At 69.4% G+C, this 17,637-nt stretch carries 19 protein-coding genes and 1 pseudogene; 11 read left to right on the forward strand and 9 right to left on the reverse strand.

Annotated elements, in window-relative coordinates:
• The first annotated feature begins 74 nt into the window (after positions 1-74).
• Entirely contained in the window at positions 75-662 is a 588-nt protein-coding gene (locus C6376_RS35585; RefSeq protein ID WP_107447182.1) for a rhodanese-like domain-containing protein, read from the forward strand.
• A 242-nt stretch (positions 663-904) separates the two neighbouring features.
• On the opposite strand, the gene C6376_RS35595 is transcribed toward C6376_RS35585, so the two are convergent.
• Complete coding sequence (locus C6376_RS35595; protein ID WP_107447184.1) at positions 905-2,962, reverse strand: RICIN domain-containing protein; 2,058 nt, start codon at positions 2,960-2,962, stop codon at positions 905-907.
• Positions 2,963-3,172: 210 nt separating this feature from the next.
• The gene (locus C6376_RS35600; protein WP_107447185.1) at positions 3,173-4,237 is read right to left on the reverse strand and encodes a LacI family DNA-binding transcriptional regulator; all 1,065 of its coding nucleotides are present in this window, start codon (positions 4,235-4,237) and stop codon (positions 3,173-3,175) included.
• A 506-nt stretch (positions 4,238-4,743) separates the two neighbouring features.
• Between C6376_RS35600 and C6376_RS35605 the strand changes: the two genes are divergently transcribed.
• The 3 genes from C6376_RS35605 to C6376_RS35615 are packed head-to-tail and all read left to right on the forward strand — an operon-like array spanning position 4,744 to position 7,957.
• Complete coding sequence (locus C6376_RS35605; protein ID WP_107445400.1) at positions 4,744-6,054, forward strand: ABC transporter substrate-binding protein; 1,311 nt, start codon at positions 4,744-4,746, stop codon at positions 6,052-6,054.
• A 38-nt stretch (positions 6,055-6,092) separates the two neighbouring features.
• The gene (locus tag C6376_RS35610) at positions 6,093-7,073 is read left to right on the forward strand and encodes a carbohydrate ABC transporter permease (protein ID WP_107445401.1); all 981 of its coding nucleotides are present in this window, start codon (positions 6,093-6,095) and stop codon (positions 7,071-7,073) included.
• On the forward strand, positions 7,070-7,957 hold the full coding sequence (locus C6376_RS35615) for a carbohydrate ABC transporter permease (protein ID WP_107445402.1): 888 nt from the start codon (positions 7,070-7,072) through the stop codon (positions 7,955-7,957). The genes C6376_RS35610 and C6376_RS35615 overlap by 4 nt, the downstream gene beginning before the upstream one ends.
• Positions 7,958-8,172: 215 nt before the next feature.
• On the opposite strand, the gene C6376_RS35620 is transcribed toward C6376_RS35615, so the two are convergent.
• The gene (locus tag C6376_RS35620) at positions 8,173-8,379 is read right to left on the reverse strand and encodes a DUF397 domain-containing protein (RefSeq protein ID WP_107447186.1); all 207 of its coding nucleotides are present in this window, start codon (positions 8,377-8,379) and stop codon (positions 8,173-8,175) included.
• Positions 8,376-9,245: a helix-turn-helix transcriptional regulator gene (locus C6376_RS35625; RefSeq protein WP_107447187.1), complete on the reverse strand. Its 870-nt coding sequence runs from the start codon at positions 9,243-9,245 to the stop codon at positions 8,376-8,378. Before C6376_RS35625 ends, C6376_RS35620 begins: the two co-directional genes overlap by 4 nt.
• 226 nt (positions 9,246-9,471) lie before the next feature.
• Here C6376_RS35625 and C6376_RS35630 point away from each other — a divergent pair, with 226 nt between their 5' ends.
• From C6376_RS35630 to C6376_RS44065, 5 genes are all read left to right on the forward strand, one after another.
• Complete coding sequence (locus tag C6376_RS35630; RefSeq protein ID WP_254076194.1) at positions 9,472-9,933, forward strand: ATP-binding protein; 462 nt, start codon at positions 9,472-9,474, stop codon at positions 9,931-9,933.
• 149 nt (positions 9,934-10,082) lie between these two features.
• Positions 10,083-10,454, forward strand: coding sequence for a hypothetical protein (locus C6376_RS45800; protein WP_254076195.1), 372 nt, complete (start codon positions 10,083-10,085; stop codon positions 10,452-10,454).
• 9 nt (positions 10,455-10,463) lie between these two features.
• Positions 10,464-11,573 (forward strand): DUF5937 family protein, encoded by a 1,110-nt coding sequence (locus C6376_RS35640; protein ID WP_107447189.1) that lies wholly within the window; start codon positions 10,464-10,466, stop codon positions 11,571-11,573.
• Positions 11,574-11,625: 52 nt separating this feature from the next.
• On the forward strand, positions 11,626-12,885 hold the full coding sequence (locus C6376_RS35645) for an MFS transporter (protein ID WP_107447190.1): 1,260 nt from the start codon (positions 11,626-11,628) through the stop codon (positions 12,883-12,885).
• 262 nt (positions 12,886-13,147) lie between these two features.
• Positions 13,148-13,288 carry a hypothetical protein gene (locus C6376_RS44065; protein ID WP_159083353.1) on the forward strand — a complete coding sequence of 47 codons (141 nt, stop codon included), beginning with the start codon at positions 13,148-13,150 and terminating at the stop codon, positions 13,286-13,288.
• Between the two features lie 111 nt (positions 13,289-13,399).
• Here C6376_RS44065 and C6376_RS35650 read toward each other — a convergent pair whose 3' ends face one another.
• Positions 13,400-13,750 carry an SgcJ/EcaC family oxidoreductase gene (locus C6376_RS35650; RefSeq protein ID WP_107447191.1) on the reverse strand — a complete coding sequence of 117 codons (351 nt, stop codon included), beginning with the start codon at positions 13,748-13,750 and terminating at the stop codon, positions 13,400-13,402.
• 245 nt (positions 13,751-13,995) lie between these two features.
• A complete protein-coding gene (locus C6376_RS35655; RefSeq protein WP_107447192.1) occupies positions 13,996-14,808 on the reverse strand; it encodes an MBL fold metallo-hydrolase in 813 nt (270 codons plus the stop codon).
• A 90-nt stretch (positions 14,809-14,898) separates the two neighbouring features.
• Here C6376_RS35655 and C6376_RS35660 point away from each other — a divergent pair, with 90 nt between their 5' ends.
• Both C6376_RS35660 and C6376_RS35665 read left to right on the forward strand, forming a co-directional pair.
• Positions 14,899-15,273: a helix-turn-helix domain-containing protein gene (locus C6376_RS35660; protein WP_107447193.1), complete on the forward strand. Its 375-nt coding sequence runs from the start codon at positions 14,899-14,901 to the stop codon at positions 15,271-15,273.
• Between the two features lie 162 nt (positions 15,274-15,435).
• Positions 15,436-15,576, forward strand: a pseudogene (locus C6376_RS35665) (aldo/keto reductase); the annotation flags it as partial.
• Positions 15,577-15,701: 125 nt separating this feature from the next.
• Here the strand turns inward: C6376_RS35665 and C6376_RS35670 are convergent.
• The 3 genes from C6376_RS35670 to C6376_RS35675 form a co-directional block, all read right to left on the reverse strand.
• The gene (locus tag C6376_RS35670) at positions 15,702-16,793 is read right to left on the reverse strand and encodes a MerR family transcriptional regulator (protein ID WP_107449376.1); all 1,092 of its coding nucleotides are present in this window, start codon (positions 16,791-16,793) and stop codon (positions 15,702-15,704) included.
• A gap of 73 nt (positions 16,794-16,866) precedes the next feature.
• A complete protein-coding gene (locus C6376_RS44070; protein WP_159083354.1) occupies positions 16,867-17,031 on the reverse strand; it encodes a hypothetical protein in 165 nt (54 codons plus the stop codon).
• A gap of 121 nt (positions 17,032-17,152) precedes the next feature.
• Complete coding sequence (locus C6376_RS35675; protein WP_107447194.1) at positions 17,153-17,503, reverse strand: metalloregulator ArsR/SmtB family transcription factor; 351 nt, start codon at positions 17,501-17,503, stop codon at positions 17,153-17,155.
• Between the last annotated feature and the right edge of the window lie 134 nt (positions 17,504-17,637).

Below are 17,637 nucleotides of genomic sequence, written 5' to 3' on the forward strand. Positions count from 1 at the left end.
CCTCTGAAAATACCCCTAGGGGTACTGTACGTCCCGGTTCGGGACGGCGTCGACCATCAAGGATCACATCTGCCATGACTCACATCTCCTTTCCTCGTTCCCTCGGCGCCGATCAGGCGCGCACCCGCATCCATGAGCTGACCGTCATCGACGTGCGCACCCCGGCCGAGTACGCCTCCGGCCACCTGCCCGGAGCCCTGAACATCCCCCTCGACCAGATCCGGCGCGCGCTGCCGGAGATCCGGCATGCCGCCGAGGCCACGGACGTCCTGGTGGTCTGCGCCTCCGGAACCCGCTCCGCGAACGCCTGCGAGATCCTGGCCGAGCAGGGTGTCGTCACGGCCACCCTCGTCGGCGGCACCGGAGCCTGGACCGCCGCGGGGCACGGCCTGGACACACCGGCCGCCCGTGACACCCGGGCGGTGTGGAGCATGGAACGCCAGGTCCGCTTCACCGCCGGCAGCGCTGTCCTGCTCGGCGTCCTGCTCGGCCTGCTCGTGCATCCGGTCCTGCTGCTGATGTCGGCCGGCATGGCGGGCGGCCTGGTCTACTCCGCTGTCACGAACACGTGCGGGATGGCGACCCTGCTCGGCAAACTGCCCCACAACCGGCCGGGCGCGGCCGATCTGAACACCGCGCGCGAGGCTCTGCGCAACCGCTGAACCCCGCGCCGCGCGGCAGGACCGACGTGCCGCTCACGGCGTCGCCTGCGGGCCTTCGCGTGGGATGCCGACGGTGCGGCGCGTGGAGCCGAGCGCCTCGGTCACCGTGGAGGGGAGATCGGCTGTGCCCGCGCGACCGGCCGGCCCCGAGGAGGAAGGGACCGGCCGGCCGGGACGTACGGCGGGCGCGGGGACCGCTTCGTCGGCGGTCCCCGCGCCCGTCATGACACAGGCGGAAGCCGTCAGTTGATTCGGACGATCTTCCAGAGCTGGTCGTCGACGCTGACATCGTTCCACTGCACGACGGCTGCCCCGTTGGCGGTGGAGGACTGCGCGACGCCTGCGACGAGGGTGCTGTTCACGTTGCGGAGTTTGAAGTAGCCGCCGCCCGCGTCGGTGAGGGTCCACTTCTGGGAGTTGGCGCTGGAGGCGGTGTTCTGGACGAGGGCCGCGCCCGCGGTACCGGAGGAGCCCTGGATGTCGAGGTTGAGGTTGCTGTTGACGTTCTTGATGGTCCAGGCGCCGCTGCCCGCGGACTGGAAGGTGAAGTACTGGGAGGTGTAGGCCGTGTTCTGCCACTGGCCGACGGCGGTGCCCGCGGTGGTGGAGCCGTTCGGGATGTCGAGGTACTTGCCGCTGTTCTTGTTCACCAGCACGTACTGACCGGTGCCCAGGGGCGACAGGGCGGTCTGGGCGAGGTTCCAGCGCTGGCAGGCGCAGCTGGTGGCGTCCCACTGTCCGGCGACGGTTCCGACGGTGGTGGAGGCGTTCGGGATCTCCAGGTACTTGCCGGTCAGCCGGTTGACGAGGGAGAAGCCGCCCGCGGGGTTCGGGGCGACCGACCACTCGTGGTCGACGGTGCCGTTGTCGTCCCACTGGAGGATCTTGGCGCCGTTGGCGGTGGACTGGTTCTCCACGCCCAGCACCTTGCCGCTGGCCACGTTGAAGATCTTGAAGTAGCCGGAGGGCTGCTGGACGAACCGCCACTGCTGGTCGTTCGCGTTGTCGGCGTTCTGCTGGGTGGCGTAGGTGCCGTTGGTGGTGGAGCCGCCCGCGATGGCGAGCAGCCGGCTGCTGCCCGCGTTGGTGACGGTGTAGGTGGCACCGTCGGAGATGCTGCCGCCCAGGTCGATCGTGCCGTAGGTGACGGGGTTGGAGAGGTTGTTGCCGCCCCGTCCTCCGCTGAGTATCAGCAGGCTGTGTCCGTCGGCGAGGGGGGTCAGACCGCGGCTGTATCCGCCGGCCACGCCGGCGTTGACGCGCGTCCAGGTGTTCGCGGCGCCGTTCTGCGTGTTGATGAACAGGTCGTCGGCGCTGTTGGCGCTGACGGCGAGGGTGCCGTTGGGGCCTCCGGTGGGCAGCCAGGTGATGAAGGGAGCGCTCTGGGGTACCACGCCTTCCGCCGTACGCAGGGGGATGCCGGTGGCGGAGCCGAAGGCCTCGGGGTCGGAGGAGATCTTGTAGTAGACGGCGAAGTTGCCTTCGGGCGCGCCACCGTACTCGTACGCCATGACGTAGTTGCCGTTCGGCAGCCTGGTGACGGTCGGCATCCCGGGACGGTTGCTGTACGTGGGCATCGCCACGTCGTCGACGACCGGGCCCCAGGTGCGGGCGTCCGTCGAGACCTGGTGCACGACCTTCTGGCCGTGGGCGGGGTCGCGCTGGTCGGAGTAGTAGACGATGAGCTTGCCGCCGGAGACCAGGAAGAACGGCTCCCAGACGGGGGTGTTCCCGTTGGTGTCGAACGCGGTGCCGCCGGTCGCGATGTTGCTGACGAACGTCCAGGTCAGGCCGCGGTCGGTGCTGGCGTAGACATCGATCTTGATGGCCGAGCGGTCCGAGGGAACCGAGGCGCCGGCGGCCAGGATGGTGCCCGCCGGGAAGCCGCCCATGGCCGTGGGCAGCTCGAACAGCTCGGGCTCCCAGCGCATGCCCCACCCGTTCTGGGTGTCGGCGATGTCGGAGATCTTGCTCCAGGAGTTGCCGTTGTCGGTGCTGCGGTAGATCGGGAAGACGGGCGTGCCGGAGGTGTACTGCTCGAACGTGCCGAGCAGGGTGCCGTTGGCGGATCCGTTGTGCTGCAGGCGTACCGCTCGCGGGTACAGCGAACCGGGTGAAGGCGCACCCGGGGGCGGCGTGTACATCGTCTGCGAGGGACGGGACAGGGCCTGCGCCCGGTCCGCGGCGGGCAGCAACACCGTCGCCGCGGCGACGACCAGCGACAGCAGCAGGAACAGGACGGTGGCGGGGGCGGAACGCTGAGCGGTGCCGGGTCTGACGACCGACGTAGCAGGGGACATGGTGCGGCTCCCAGAACAGGGAAGGGATGGTGTGGTGCGGTGCCCGCCGCCCCGGAGAGATCCCGGTGGGGGCGGCGGGCCCGCGGGCCGCGGCCGCCGTCGGGGAAGAAGTCGGCGGCGCGGCGACGGGGATCGGCCGGCTCACGGTGAGACGGCCGACGAGCGGCAAAGCGGTGCCCGGGTGTGCGGGTGTTTCCCCTGCCGGGTTCCTCAGACGGAGCGCCGCACCGTCCGGTCCTGGTGGGACGGCGGAGGCGCGGTCGAGCCGCGGACGACGAGTTGGACCGGTGGGTCGCTCGCCTGCGGCAGGTCGGTGTCGGGCTTCTCGATCGCGTGCACGAGCAGGCGGATGCCTTCCCGGGCCGCGGCCTCGAAGGGCTGACGCACGGTGGTCAGGGGAGGGGAGACATAGGCGAAGACCGGATTGCCGTCGAAACCGACGACGCTGATGTCCTCGGGCACGCGCCGCCCTGCGTCCCGCAGGGCGTGGATGAGGCCGATGGCCATCTCGTCGCCCGCGGCGAAGACCGCGGTCACCGAGGCGTCCGAGGCCAGAGCGTAGCCCGCCGCGTATCCGGAGGCGGGCGACCAGTCACCGTTGAGCAGCGGCGGCTCGTGCGCGCCCCGCGCCGCGAGCGCCGCCCGCCATCCCTCTATACGGTCCTTGGTGGCGTACCACCGGCGCGGACCGGCGAGGTGGTGAACGGTCGCGTGTCCCAGGTCCAGCAGATGCTCGGTCGCCGCCTGCGCCAACGCGTGGGCGCCCACGCCCACGGTCAGCGTCCGTGCGGCGGAGAACGCCGGCGGCGCCCCCAGGAAGAGCACCGGCACGTCGACGCGTACGCCGACGTCTCCTTCCACGATGGGTTCGGAGACGACTACGCCGTCCACTCCCTGCTCCAGCAGTGACTCCACGGCGCCGGCGATGCCCACCGGGTCGCCGTCCGGCGTGTTGACCACGCGGAGCGCGTATCCGGCGTCGCGCACGGCCCGCTCGATGTGCAGGAGGAGGGAGGCGGTGCCGTACCCGACGGTTCCGAGGGCCACCACGCCGATCGAGCCGGTGCGCCCGGAGGCCAGCGTGCGGGCCGCCTGGTTGAGGCGGTATCCGAGTTCTTCGGCGGCTGCGAGAACCTTCTGGCGAGCCGCGTCGGAGACGTAGGGCTCGTTGTTGAGCACCCGCGAGACCGTCTTGCGGGACACCCCGGCCAGGCGGGCCACGTCCGCGCTGCGCGGCGCGGAGAAGCCGTCGTTCTCGCCCATCGCTGGTGCCATGAAGTCTCCAGAAGGTCACACATCTGCATCGAACGAGGTCAACCCTATGATCACGCGGTCTGATCGCGTGGTCATGTCTACGTAGCCGAGAGCTGTACGTCAAGGGTCCGCGCGGCATCGATTTGGTGGCGGGGCGCTGGATGCGGGGGAGTGCGGCGGTCCGGCACGAGGGGGCACGGCGTTCGCCGCTGGATTTTTCACGCGACGCAAAGATGCTGGTCAGAAGATGTGTTGTCAGTCACTGCCGGGCTCGCTGCCGGGCTCACGGCGTGGGGCGGCCGCTCCTGTACGGCGGGAATGTGCCGGATTTTCGGACCGGTGCAGTCGGCACCGCCTCCGGGGTGGAGGGGCTTGACAGCGACTCCCGGGAGCATTCACTCTTCCTCGCAGCCGCCGGTCGTATTTGTTCGATCGTGTTGAGTCTGGGTCGCCTTGACGACCACTTCCCCGTCGCATCCCTCGGTCGACCCGCCGTCTCGGGTTCGGCCGTCCTGTCAGGAGCCAAAATGAACCCTTCGTCCTTCGGCCGGCCGGTGCCTGCCGCGAGCCGCCGTACGGTCTTGCGTGGTGTCGCCGGTGCTGCGGTTCTGGGTGCCGGTGTGCCGGTGCTCAGTGCCTGTGGCGGCAGTGGTGGCGCTGCCGACCCGAAGACGGTCACGCTCGGTTCCAACGCCTCGGACGCGGTGCCGAAGAAGGCGTTCGCCGAGATCTACGCGGCGTTCACGAAGCAGTCGGGGATCGCGGTGGACGTGAACACCAAGGACCACAACACGTTCCAGGAGCAGATCAACTCCTATCTGCAGGGCACGCCGGACGACGTGTTCAACTGGTTCGCGGGTTACCGGATGCAGTTCTTCGCGGCCAAGGGCCTGGCCTCCCCGGTCGACGACGTGTGGCAGAAGATCGGGGGCAACTTCCCCGACGCGATGAAGGCGCTGAGCAAGGGCGCGGACGGCAAGTACTACTTCGTGCCGGTCTCCACGTCGATCTGGGGGGTCTTCTACCGCAAGAGCGTGTTCCAGCAGCACGGTTACACCGTCCCGGCGACCTTCGACCAGCTGCTCGCGCTGTGTAAGCAGATGAAGAAGGACGGTCTGGTCCCGTTCGCTTTCGGCGACAAGGACGCCTGGCCCGCGCTCGGCACCTTCGACCAGATCAACTTCCGTACCAACGGCTACGACTTCCATGTCGAGCTGATGGCGGGCAAGGCGTCGTGGACGGATGCGAAGGTGCGCACCGCCTTCGACCACTGGGCCGAGCTGCTGCCCTACCACCAGGACGGCGCCGTCGGCCGGACCTGGCAGGACGCCGCCCAGACGCTGATCTCGAAGAAGGCGGGCATGTACCTGTTCGGCAGCTTCGTGGCCCAGCAGTTCACGAACAAGGCCGACCTGGACGACCTGGACTTCTTCCCCTTCCCGCAGATCGACCCCGCCCACGGCCAGGACACCGTCGAGGCGCCCACCGACGGCTTCATGCTCTCCAAGAACCCCAGGAACAACACCGGTGCGCTCAAACTCCTGGAGTTCCTGGGCACGCCGCAGGCCGAGCAGATCTACCTGAAGTCCGACCCGAGCCTGGTCGCCGCCTCCAACAAGGCCGACACCTCCTCCTACACCGCACTGCAGAAGAAGGCGTACGCGACGATCGCCGGCGCCAGGCACCTCACCCAGTTCATGGACCGCGACAGCCGCCCGGACTTCACCTCCACGGTGATGCAGCCCGCGCTGCAGAAGTTCGTCCGCGACCCCAAGGGCATCGACGGCCTGCTGGCATCGATCGAACGCCAGAAGAAGACGATCTTCGCCTCCGGCTGAGACCCACCCTCCTGCTGAAGCGGACGAACACCGACACCATGAGCTCCGAAACCACACCGAAGACCCCGCAGGCGGCCCCCCCACCGCCTGCGGGCACCGCACCCCCGAAGAAGCGGGCCCCGCTGGGCCACCGGCGGCTGCTGACCCGCCGCGACCGGCTCACCCTCACCCTGATGGCCGGCGTGCCCACGGTCCTGCACATCGCCCTGGTCTGGGTCACCGCCCTGGCCTCGATCGCGCTGGCCTTCACCACCTGGGACGGCATCGGCTTCGGCTCCATCACCTGGGTGGGACTGGACAACTTCCGGGAACTGTTCACCAACAACCCGCAGTTCTGGCCCGCCGTCGAGCACAACATCGTCTGGTTCGTCGTGCTCATCCTGGTCCCGACCCCGTTCGGGCTGTTCCTGGCCGTCCAGCTGGACAAGAAGATCCGCTTCAGCCGGCTCTACCAGACGGCGTTCTTCCTCCCGGTCGTGGTCTCGATGGCCGTCATCGGCTTCGTCTGGCAACTGGTCTACAACCCCGACACCGGCCTGATCAACAACCTCATCGGCGCGAACCGGCCAGGCCACTACATCGACTGGATCGGCGACCCCGACCTCAACCTGTGGGCCGTCCTCATCGCCGCGTCCTGGCGCCACGCCGGCTACATGATGATCCTCTACCTCGCCGGACTCAAGGGCGTCGACCCCTCCCTGCGCGAAGCATCCGCACTCGACGGCGCCAACGAATGGCAGACCTTCAAAAACGTCGTCTTCCCCACCCTGCGCCCCACCAACACCGTCGTCCTCGTCGTCACGATCATCGAAGCGCTGCGCGCCTTCGACCTCGTCTTCGTCTTCAACAAGGGCGCCCAGGGCACCGAACTGCTCTCGATCCTGGTCACCAACAACATCATCGGCGAGTCCAGCCGCATCGGCTACGGCTCCGCGATCGCCGTGGTCCTGCTGGTGATCTCCCTCGCCGTGATCATCCCCTACCTCGTGTCGACCTTCCGGAAGGAACGCAGCGCATGAGCACCGTGAACGCGCTCCAAAAGCAGCGCACCCCACCGCGGCCCGCCCGGATCCTGCTGCACACCTTCCTCGCCGCCACCGCCCTGGCCTGGCTGGCCCCCCTGCTGTGGGCCCTGTTCGCCGCCCTGCGCCCCTACGCCGAGACCAGCACCAAGGGCTACGTCTCCTGGCCCGACACCCTCAGCCCGGACAACTTCACCGACGCCTTCGAACAGTCGGACATGCTCCACTACCTCGCCAACACCCTGCTGGTGGCCGTCCCGGCGGTACTGCTCACCCTGTTCCTCTCCTCCTGCGTCGCCTTCTACGTCAGCCGCTTCGACTTCCGCGTCAACCTCTTCCTGCTCCTGGTGTTCACCGCCGGCAACCTGCTCCCCCAACAGGTGATCATCACCCCGCTGTACCGCCTCTACCTGCTGGCCGACCTGCCCGGCATCACCATGAGCGGCAAACTGTACGACTCCGCGCTCGGCCTGGTCCTCATCCACGTCGCCTTCCAGTCCGGCTTCTGCGCCTTCGTCCTCGCCAACTACATGCGCTCACTGCCCCACGAACTCACCGAAGCCGCCCTCGTCGACGGCGCCTCCGTATGGCGGCTGTACTGGCAGATCGTGCTCCCGCTGTGCCGCCCCGCCATGGCCGCGCTGGCGACCCTGCTGTCCATCTGGATCTACAACGACTTCTTCTGGGCCATCGTGCTGATCTCCACCGGCGAGAACATGCCGATCACCTCGGCCCTGAACAACCTCTCCGGCCAGTACTTCACCGACCCCAACCTCGTCGCGGCCGGCGCCCTGCTCACCGCGATCCCCACCCTGATCGTGTACTTCGTCCTCCAACGCCAGTTCGTCAGCGGTCTCACCCTTGGCGCCAACAAGGGCTGACACATCGTCACGTGGGTGATCAGGTTGCCAGCCCGCCTGCCGCAAGCCGATCGCTCATGTCGCTCACCAGCCCCCTGCCGCGCGAGGCGGGTCGGATTTCCGTGAGGGCGCTGAGGGTGCCCTGTTCTGAACCGTCGGCATGACAACGGGCTCGCTCACGACACCCCAAGTGTTGTGAGCGAGCCCGTTGTTCCGTTCAGAAGCCGCGCTTGGCCCTACTCCACCGCGAGCGCGACGAACGCCGCCCACTCGCCCCGGCCGACCCGTAGCACCGGCCCGCCACCCACGGCCTTCGAGTCCCGTACGTACACGGCGTCCAGGCTGGCGGCCACCTCAACGCAGTCGCCGCCGCTGGTTCCGCTGTAGCTGCTCTTGAACCAGTCCAGTTCAGCGGCCTCAGCGGTGTGCTGGTCGGTGCTCATAGCTCCCCTGCCATGCGCTCGATGAGACGAGAGGACTCCTCGGTGTTGAGGGCCTGCGTGCGCAGCATCCCATACCGCAGCCAGAACTCGCTGACCTCGTCCGGAGCAGTCCTGACGGTCACCACGTCCTGCGCCTCGACGTATACCTGCCGCGTGCGATTCCTTGACTCCAGCAACACCATGGGTCCGTTGAGCCCGCTGTGGGCACCTCGGGCAGTTGGCATGATTTGAAGTTCGACGTTACGACTTCGAGAGCATGCCAACAGGCTTTTCAACTGTTCACGCATCACTGCCTTGTTGCCCACCACACGTCGAAGTGCGGCTTCCTCTACCACGAACACGAAGACCACGGGCGGGCTCTTGCGGGTGAGCAGGCCCTGCCGTGCCAGGCGCGCGGCGACGCGTTGCTCGATGGTCTCGTCGTCCAAGGGCGGAAAGTGAGCTTCGAGCAGCGCCTGCGCGTAGGCCTCCGTCTGCAACAGCCCAGAGATGAGCAGCGGATCGTACGAGAACCTGCTCAGCGCCTCCGCCTCCAGCAGCGCGACGTTCCTGAAGAACCTCGGCAACTTGGCCCGATCCACCTCCCCCTGGAGCGCGTCCAGGACCCCGCCCGCCTCAAGTGCCCGCTCCGCCGCCACCGTGAACGCCGCCTTCGCGGGACGCCGTCCCTGCTCCACCGAGGCGACCTGCTCCAGCGAGTAGCCGATCGTGTCCCCGAGCTGCTGCTGGTTCAGCCCGGCCCGCTTGCGGAGGTACTGCAACAGCACCCCGTACGCCGACCACTCGCCCGGCGCGTCGGGCCCCTCGTCCTTCGTCTTCGCGCCTCGCCCCGTCCGCGTCTCCCGTGCGTCCCGTGCCGTCCTCACAGCCTCACGTCCTTCCCATCCCGCTCCGCGCCCCGCCACGGCCGCGCTCGCCACCGGTCCATGCCCAACGCGGTTCGCGGGAACGGGGACACGCGCCGGACCCGTACAACGCCCGTACAAGCCCCGTACAACCAAGCCCGCAACCGCCCGCCCACTCCGTACGATGAGGACGGCGTACGGGCGTCGTACCTGGTCAGCGGGCCATACGCCCGGTCACGCTGACACCGTGACACACCAACACCTCACCGACGAGGCGAAGCCGTCGCTGGCTCCCGTCCGCCAACTGACCCTGCGTTTCACCAGTACGAGACGTGGCGCCCGCCTCGCCCGCCGGCTCGCCGTCCAGCAGTTCACCGAGTGGACCGGGATCTCGTACGACGCCGACCCGGCCCGCGCCGTCGCGCTCGTCACCGCCGAGCTGGCGTCCAACGCGATCCGGCACGGCAGCCTCCCCGGCCGCGACTTCCGGCTGACGCTGCGCCTCCTGCCCGACCGCTTCCGGATCGAGGTGACCGACAGCCGCCCCGAACGCATGCCCCCGCCCGTGACCGCGCGGCCCGCGGACGAGACGTCGGGCCGCGGCCTGCTCCTCGTCGAGGCCTACGCCGACCGTTGGGGACGCACGGTCCACGAGGCGTACACGAAGACGGTCTGGGCGGAGGTGCTGCTTCCCACGGCGGGAGCTTGAGGCGGACCGGCCCACTCCTCGTCGGGGTCACGCCGGCGGACGCCCCGCCGAGGCCGACCGACGAGACCGTCACCGACCGGCGTAGTGCTCCGCCAGCTTCTGGATCTCCCGGGTCCACAGCAGTACGTCGTCGCCCGGCCGTTGCCGCGGTGATCGGAGGCCGAAACTCCGGGCGCGCGATCATCCTGCCGACCGACGCGGACGAGTTGACCCGTTGGCGCCGGCGCCATCCCGCCTACACGTACTGGTGCGGCACCCAGCTCGGTGGTTGCGGCAACGAGCTGTCGGACCACCTGTACCGCGACAAGGTCTGCCACTTCGCCCACCGGCCCCACACCTCCTGCCACCGGACAGCCACCGGCGTAAGGGGCAAACCGCACGCAAGGGGTGAGGAGTTCCTCGGCGAAGTGCTCCGTGACGCCACTGTGCCCGGCGACTGCGCACATCCTGGCCGTCAAGTCGGCATCGCCGACGACCGTCTCGCGCGGCACGCTCCCTCCGGGGCCGCCGGACGGCGATGATGGCGAGTCATGACGATCGTGTTCCGGGTGCCCGCCGGTGGTGCGGAGCGGGTGGGGTTCGCCTACTCGCCGACGATGGAAGCCGTATTGAGCCTGCATGTGCTCGTGGAACCCAAACACCACCCCGTCCAGCACGGCTGGGTACGCGCGATGCGCAAGCTGTCGCCGGCCCTGAAGCGGGAGATCGAGGCGTTCTCCTACGCGGTGCGCTCGTACACCCCCGAGTTCCTCTTTCCGCGGCCGACCGGCGGGCTCGCGGACTTCGGCAGCGAGCTGGCCGGCCTGCGCATGGCGGACCCGGACCTGGTCCGGCTGGAGTTCGCCATCCCGCTGCTCTCGCCGTGGTGGGGCGGCGAGGGCAGGGATCCACACGCGCTGCGGGAACCGGACGTACGCGGCCTGCTGCGGGAGCGGGTCACACGTGAGAGCGACGAAGCGATGGCCGCGATGCTCCTCGACGACCCCCGCGCACTCCTCGAAAGGTTCCTGAGCATGCTGGAGCGCTACTGGCGGGAGGCGTTCGAGGGGGAATGGGCGCGGATCGAACCGCAACTGGCCGCCGGGGTGAGCGAGGCCGGGCACCAGATCGAACAGCGCGGCCTGTACGGCATGCTCCGCGGCCTGTGGCCGGAGGTGCGCAGCGACCGGCAGGCCGAACGCTTCTGGTTGGAACGCCCGCACGACCACGAGGTCGCCATCGGCCCGGATGACACCCTGCTGCTCGCCCCCAGCACTTATGTGTGGCCGCACGTCCGGGTCAACTGCGACGGCCCCTGGCCCCTCGGGCTCGTCTTTCCCGTCTCGTCGATCGCCCGGGAAGCCCGCCCCAGGATTCCTCCCGCACAGCTCGTCGGCATGCTCCGCGCGCTCGCCGACGACACCCGCCTGCGGGCCCTCCGGCTGATCGCCGAACGCCCGCGCAGCACCCAGGAGTTGGCGCCGCTCGTCGGCGTCAGCGAGGCCGCCCTGTCCAAGCACCTGCGCATCCTGGCGGACGCGGGCCTGCTCGAACGCCGCCGTGAGGGCTACTACGTCCTGTACCGGCTCCTGCCCGGGCAGGTGGCCGGTCTCGCCCCCAGCCTGGAGAGCTTTCTGCACACCACCGACCCCGTTGATTAGTCATCTGCCTAATAACTGGATCAGGTGCCCGAGAAGATCCGACAGTGGCGGCATGTCACTGCTCAGGGACCGCGATTTCCTGCTTCTCTTCCTCGGCCAGGCCGTCTCACGCTTCGGCGACGGCCTGTACACCGCCGCGACCGCTTGGCTGGCCTGGTCGCTGACGAAGGACCCGACGGCCGTCGCCGTGGTCAGCGTGGCCGCGTTCGCGCCCGCGTTCCTGGCCACGTTCGTGTCCGCCTCGTACGCCGACCGTTACGACCGCCGCAAGCTGATGATCGCCACCGATCTGGCCCGGGTCGCCGTAGTGGCGGTGGCCGCGGTGTTGCTGTCCCTCGGTCTGCTGAACCTGCCCCTGCTCGTGGTGACAACGGCACTGCTGGCCCTGATCGGCGCCCCCTTCGCCCCGGCCCGCAACGCCATCGTCACGCAGATCGCCCCGGCCGACCGTCTGCAACAGGCCAACGGTCTGCTGCAAGTCGCCTTCCGGGCCGCCTTCTTCGTCGGCCCGCTCATGCTCGCGCCGCTGCTGGCCTACGGCTCCCTGCGGGCGGCGCTGGTGGTCAACGGACTGACCTTCCTCGGTTCGGCGGGCGCCGTGGCCGCCATCCGCGTGACCCGCCCCGTCCTGGCCGCCGGCCAGGCGGGCCTGTGGGCCGATCTCGCCGCCGGGCTCAAGGCCGTTCGGGCCGCTCCCGATGTGATCGTGGTCATCGTGACCTTCGTGCTCGCCCTCGCTCTGACCAGCGGTTTCCTGACGGTTGGGCTGGTTGTCGTCGTGGGGCAGGGCGGCCGCTACGGCCTGCTGCTGGGCGTCGCCGGGGTCGCGGAAGTGGCGGGGGCACTCCTGCTGGCCGGCCTGCGGATGCGCAGACTCGCCCTGGCGGCGGTGCTGGCCTGGGCCCTGCTCGGAATCTTCCGTGCGCCGCTCGGAATCGTCACCTCCACTGCCGGGGCCGCAGTGCTCCTGATCGCCACCGGGCTGGCCTCGGCCCTCACGGACATCCCCCTGATCGCGCTGGTGCAGCAGCGCATACCGAGCCACCATCTGGCGAAGGCGTTGGGTCTGTGGGAGGCCGGAGTGGCGGGAGCCCTGGCCGTTTCTCCCTTCGTGGCCTCGACCACCATCGCACTCACCGGAGTCAAGGACGCCTTCCTCCTCTCGGGCGCCGCCCTCGTCGTTCTGGCCGTGACCGCCGCGCTCACCCTGGCCCGCACAGCCAGAGCACAGCGGCCCGGGCAGTTGCGCATCGGCGTCCCGCCTGGTTCCGAGGCCGAACAACCGGCAGTCGCGCCGGAGTCCGCCCGGTGACTGACCCCCTGCTGTCGTCCCGCCGGCCCCGATTCCGGACGGCCCGCCGTGAGCGAGGCTCGCCGCACCAGTCGTGAGCCGTTCGCGCCGAACCCGACTTCCGCGCCGCCATTTCCTGTGCATGCGAAGACGGTGCCGCCGTGCGACTTCGCGACATCCCGCACGATGGCCGGGCCGAGGCCGAGGCCGAGGCCAGAGCCCGCCCGACCTCCTGGCAGTCCCGCACACCCCCTGCCGTCAGCAGTTTTCGGATCACGGCGCCGTGACAGCCGGTGCCCGCGTGGACCTCGCCGGCACCGACCTGTTCACTGCCGGCAGCAGCGGAGCCTTCACCGCACAACGCCACGTCGAAGACCTGCTCACCCTCACCGGCCAACCGCGCCCGGACCACACCGGACACTGAGCGTGTCACCGACGCCGGACAGCAAGCGGTGGCCGCATCGAGAAAGTCGATGCGGCCACCGCTGCCGTGACGAGGTTCCGTCGCCCGACGGTGATGCCGGGACGACGAGAATCAGACGCCGTAGGGGTTGTCGATGATGTAGACCCAGTCGCCCTCGCTCGTCCTCCTCATCACCTCGACCGCCTTTCCTTCCACGGTGCCGCTCTCGCTCGTGATCCGCCAGGACGGCTGGACCATCGCCAGGTCGCCGTTCTGATGGACCGACGCGGCCACCACCTCCATGGTGCTGGGCGAGGCGAGGTAGGGCTTCAGCGCTTCCTTGATGTCTTCCCTGCCGTAGACCGGCTCCTGCCCCGGTCCCGGTACGAACATGGCGTCTTCGTCGAACAGGGAACCCAGTCCGTCGAGGTCCCGGTCCTTGAGGTACTGGGCGAAGCGCTCGTGCACGACTTCCGGCTTCATGTTCTTTCCTTTTCTTTCTTTCGTTGCGGACGGGCGGGTCGGCTACAGGCCGATCCACGTGAGCCATTGACCGGTGGTGCGCGGCGTCGGCCTCCACAAGCTGCTGGGCGCTGTCGTGCGCGCCGATGGTGATGTCCGGCACGGTGGCGAGGCCCTCGCGCGGTGCGGCGACCGCAGCCGCTCCCGCGTCTGCGGCGGCGTAGAAGGGGCGGGCCGGTGCGCCGGCGGCGGCCCTGGGTGAGGCGTCAGCGGGTGTGCGGGTCGGGCAGGGTGATGGGCTCGCCCGGGGTGGGCCAGTGCAGCGGGACGCCGGCGGCGTCGAAGGTCTGCTGGACGTGGCTGCGGTCTTCGGTGTAATGCGCCCAGCCCTCGGCGTGCACGGCCACCACGAGGGGGTCGCCGAGCAGGCGGCGGGCCTCGACGGCCTGGGTCGCGGTCAGTGACAGTCGTATGTCACCGAATGCCTCGAAGCCGGCCGCGCCCAGGTGCAGCAGCGCCACGTCGACGCGGTACCGGCCGGCCAGGGCACTCATCGCGTCCAGGTCGACGGTGTCACCGGAGACGTACACGCTCGGCGTGGAGCCGTCGTCGGTGTGCAGGAGGAAGCCGGTGACCGGACCGGTGACGTCCTCGGTGCCGACGGGCCCGTGACGGGCGGGGACCGCGGTGATGTTCAGCGGCGTGCGGCCCGGCTTCGACAGGGTCCGGGTCTGCCAGGGCTCCAGGCCGACGGCTGCACCCCCGAGATCGGTGGCGCCGGCGACGGTGGTGAACACCTCCGAGGCGCCGGAGGCCACCGTACGCCCGGCGGTGTCGAGGTTGTCCTGATGCCCGGTGTGGCTGACCACGACGGCGTCGAGAGCGGGCAGTTGTGCGGGCTTCAGCGCCGGGTCGGCGGTCTTGCGCACCAGGACCGGGCCGTCCTGGTACTCCGTGCCGGCGGCGTCGAAGGTCGGGTCGGTCAGCAGCGTCCAGCCGGCCAGGCGGATCAGCGCGGTGGGGCCGCCGAGCACCGTCACGGTGTTCACGGCGCGGGTCACGGAAACGTCGGTTACCACAGGTACTCCTTGACGATCAGGGGTTGGCTCCCTCACTCTCACCGAGTTACTTTCTCTTGGGAAGTACATACCTTCAGGTGAGGTGAGCACGTGCAGGAAAGCGCGCGAGGCAACGTCCGTAATCCCGCCTGCCCCGGCAGGCAGCTGTTCGACCTGGTCACCGCCCGGTGGGCCGCCCTGGTCCTGGTCGACCTCATGGACGGCCCGCAACGCTGGTCCGAGCTGCGCCGACGGGCCGGCGGCGTCAGCGACAAGATGCTCGCGCAGACCCTGCGCGACCTCGAGACCGGTGGACTGATCACCCGCACCGTGCACACCAGCCGCCCACCGACGGTGCAGTACGACCTGACCGACCTCGCCCGCGGCGTCACCTCAGCACTGCAGCACCTGCAGAACTGGGCCGAAGAACACACCAGCGACTACGACCACTACCGGCGCACCCACACCACCGACCCGGAGCCCTGAAAAGGGCAGGCTCGGTGTGCACACGTCACCGGCTTCCGCCGTATGAGCGAGCGCCCTGAGCAGCATGAACTGCATGCAAAGCTCAGGGCTCGACTCGCCGTCGCTGACGGTAGATGCGCAACGGCTTCTGACCCTGCTGATCGTGGTCGACGCGGGATCGTCGCCGTCACCCCGGTCTCCGTGCTCCCGTACGGGTACTCGCTCTTCGAGCGGCAGGTGGAGGAGAAGATCCTTCCCGTTCTGCGGGAACTCGGCATCGGCCTGGTGCCCTGGTCCCCGCTCGGCCGCGGCTTCCTCGCCGGCCAGGCCTCGTCGTCGATCTTCACGTGCAGTGCGGTCAGCGGGGCGTCCAGATCATTCGTCACAGATCGATCTTGGACGCCCTGCCTTCGTTCCCAGACGCACCGTCAGCATTCGGAATGACTCGTCTAGTTCTCCAGACGGACCGGCATCAGCAAGGAGAAGGCGCTTTCACCGTCGGGCCGGCGGATCGCGAGCGGCGCCGTGGGCGCGCCCAGCTCCAGGATCAGCTCGTCACGGGCTCCGGCGGCGAGCGCGTGCAGCAGGAACTCACGGTTGACGGCGACGTTGCCCTGGTCGTCGTCACCGTCGTCGCACACGACGACGGTCCCGTTCTCCGTCACCCTGAGCACACTGAGATCGTGCGGCTCGCCGTCCTGATCCCGCGTCTCGTTCGTGCGGACCGGGCCGGTCTCCAGAGCCTTACGGAAAGCCGTCGTGTCGACGTGGGCCCGGCGACCGGCCGGGACGTCGACGAGACGGCGGTAGTCGGGGAACTCGTGGCCGAGACTCCGACCGGCCGTCTGCCGGTCGCCGGTCTCCAGCGTCACGCGGTCACCGTCCACCGCGAGCCGGACGGGCTCCTCGCCGGTCAGCAGCGCCCGCATCGAGTCCACGAGCGGAAGAGGCACGACGACCTGTTTCCGGTCCCCTTCGTGACCGGTCGCGGGCGCCTGTGCGACGGCCATCCGGTAGCGGTCGGTGGCCGCGAGGTGCAGGCCGTCGCCCTCGACGTCGAACAGGACTCCGCCGAGCATCGGCAGCTCCGCGTCCGTACCGGCGGCGAAACGCACAGCGTCCAACGCGGCCGCCAACTCCGGCGCGGGGACGGAGAACCGGGCGGCGGGGGCGGCGGTGTGGGATGAGGTCATGGGGTCTGTCTCCCTGCGGTCGAGTAGAGCTCGGAGCGTGGAGAACTCGACGCGGGCATCGGACAGCGCCAGCTCGAGACGGCGCAGGTGCGCCTGAAGCAGACCGCGCACCAGGTCCGTGTCGGCACCGGCCCAGCCGGCCAGCACGAGCCGGATGTCGGCCAGGGGCATGCCCGCCCGACGCAGCCGGGCCAGCAAACGGGCCTCCTCCAACTGCCCCGGCTCGTACCAGCGGTAGCCGCTGACCGGGTCCACCCAGGCGGGGCCCAGGACCCCGGCACGGTCGTAGAACCGCAGCGCGCTCACGCTCAGTCCACTGTCCCGGGCCATCTCCCCGATGCTGCGCATCTCGTTCTCCACACCCGTAACCCTGAGCCCTCGACATGGTGGAGGGTCAACCTCGGTGTGCCGGCGCCACTGGTCACATGACGTCGGCCAGGGGGTCGTCGTCCCCGTCGGTCGTCAACGCGGTCGGTAGCGGCAGGCCGTACTTGTCGCACAGAAAGCGGGTCTGGCAGTACCGCTGGGCCGCGACCCGAGGACTCCCATGCCTCGTCTCGCCCTCTCCGACGAAGCGCCTCGGCATACTCGGACCGTTCCCGTCACGCCGAGCTCCCGGCTGACCCTGTCACCGCGCTCACCGTGATGCGCGGAGCTCTCCGGCGGGTGCGTTCCCGTCTCGCCGGGGTGCCCGTCCGGGGCGGTCGCTACGACGGCGGCTTCGCCTCCCCCTGCGCGGCCTGCAGGTCGGCGAGCAACTCGGCCTGGCCGGCCAGGACGCCGGACAGGATGGTGCGGGCGACCCGGAGGAGCTCGGCGACGTGCGGGCTGGTCATCGAGTAGTAGACGGTGGAGCCTTCCTTGCGGGTCACCACCAGGTTCGCGCGCCGCAGCACGGCGAGCTGCTGGGAGAGATGGGCGGGTTCGATGCCCACCTCGGGAAGCATCTCGGCTACCGCGTGCTCGCGCTCGCTCAGCAGCTCCAGGATGCGGATACGGGCCGGGTGGCCGAGGGTCTTGAAGAACTCGGCCTTCAGTTGGTACAGCGGCGTACTCATCGTGCCGTCGCCTCCTCGGCCCGACAGAACGGCCCCTCCGGCCGGGCCTCGGCGCATCGCATCCACCCACTCGTCGACAACATGTGGCCCATCCTCGCGTGCGGCTCCGGCCATGCCGAACCCGCATGGAGAAA

The sequence above is a fragment of the Streptomyces sp. P3 genome (assembly GCF_003032475.1).
In the GTDB taxonomy this organism is placed as follows: Bacteria; Actinomycetota; Actinomycetes; order Streptomycetales; family Streptomycetaceae; genus Streptomyces.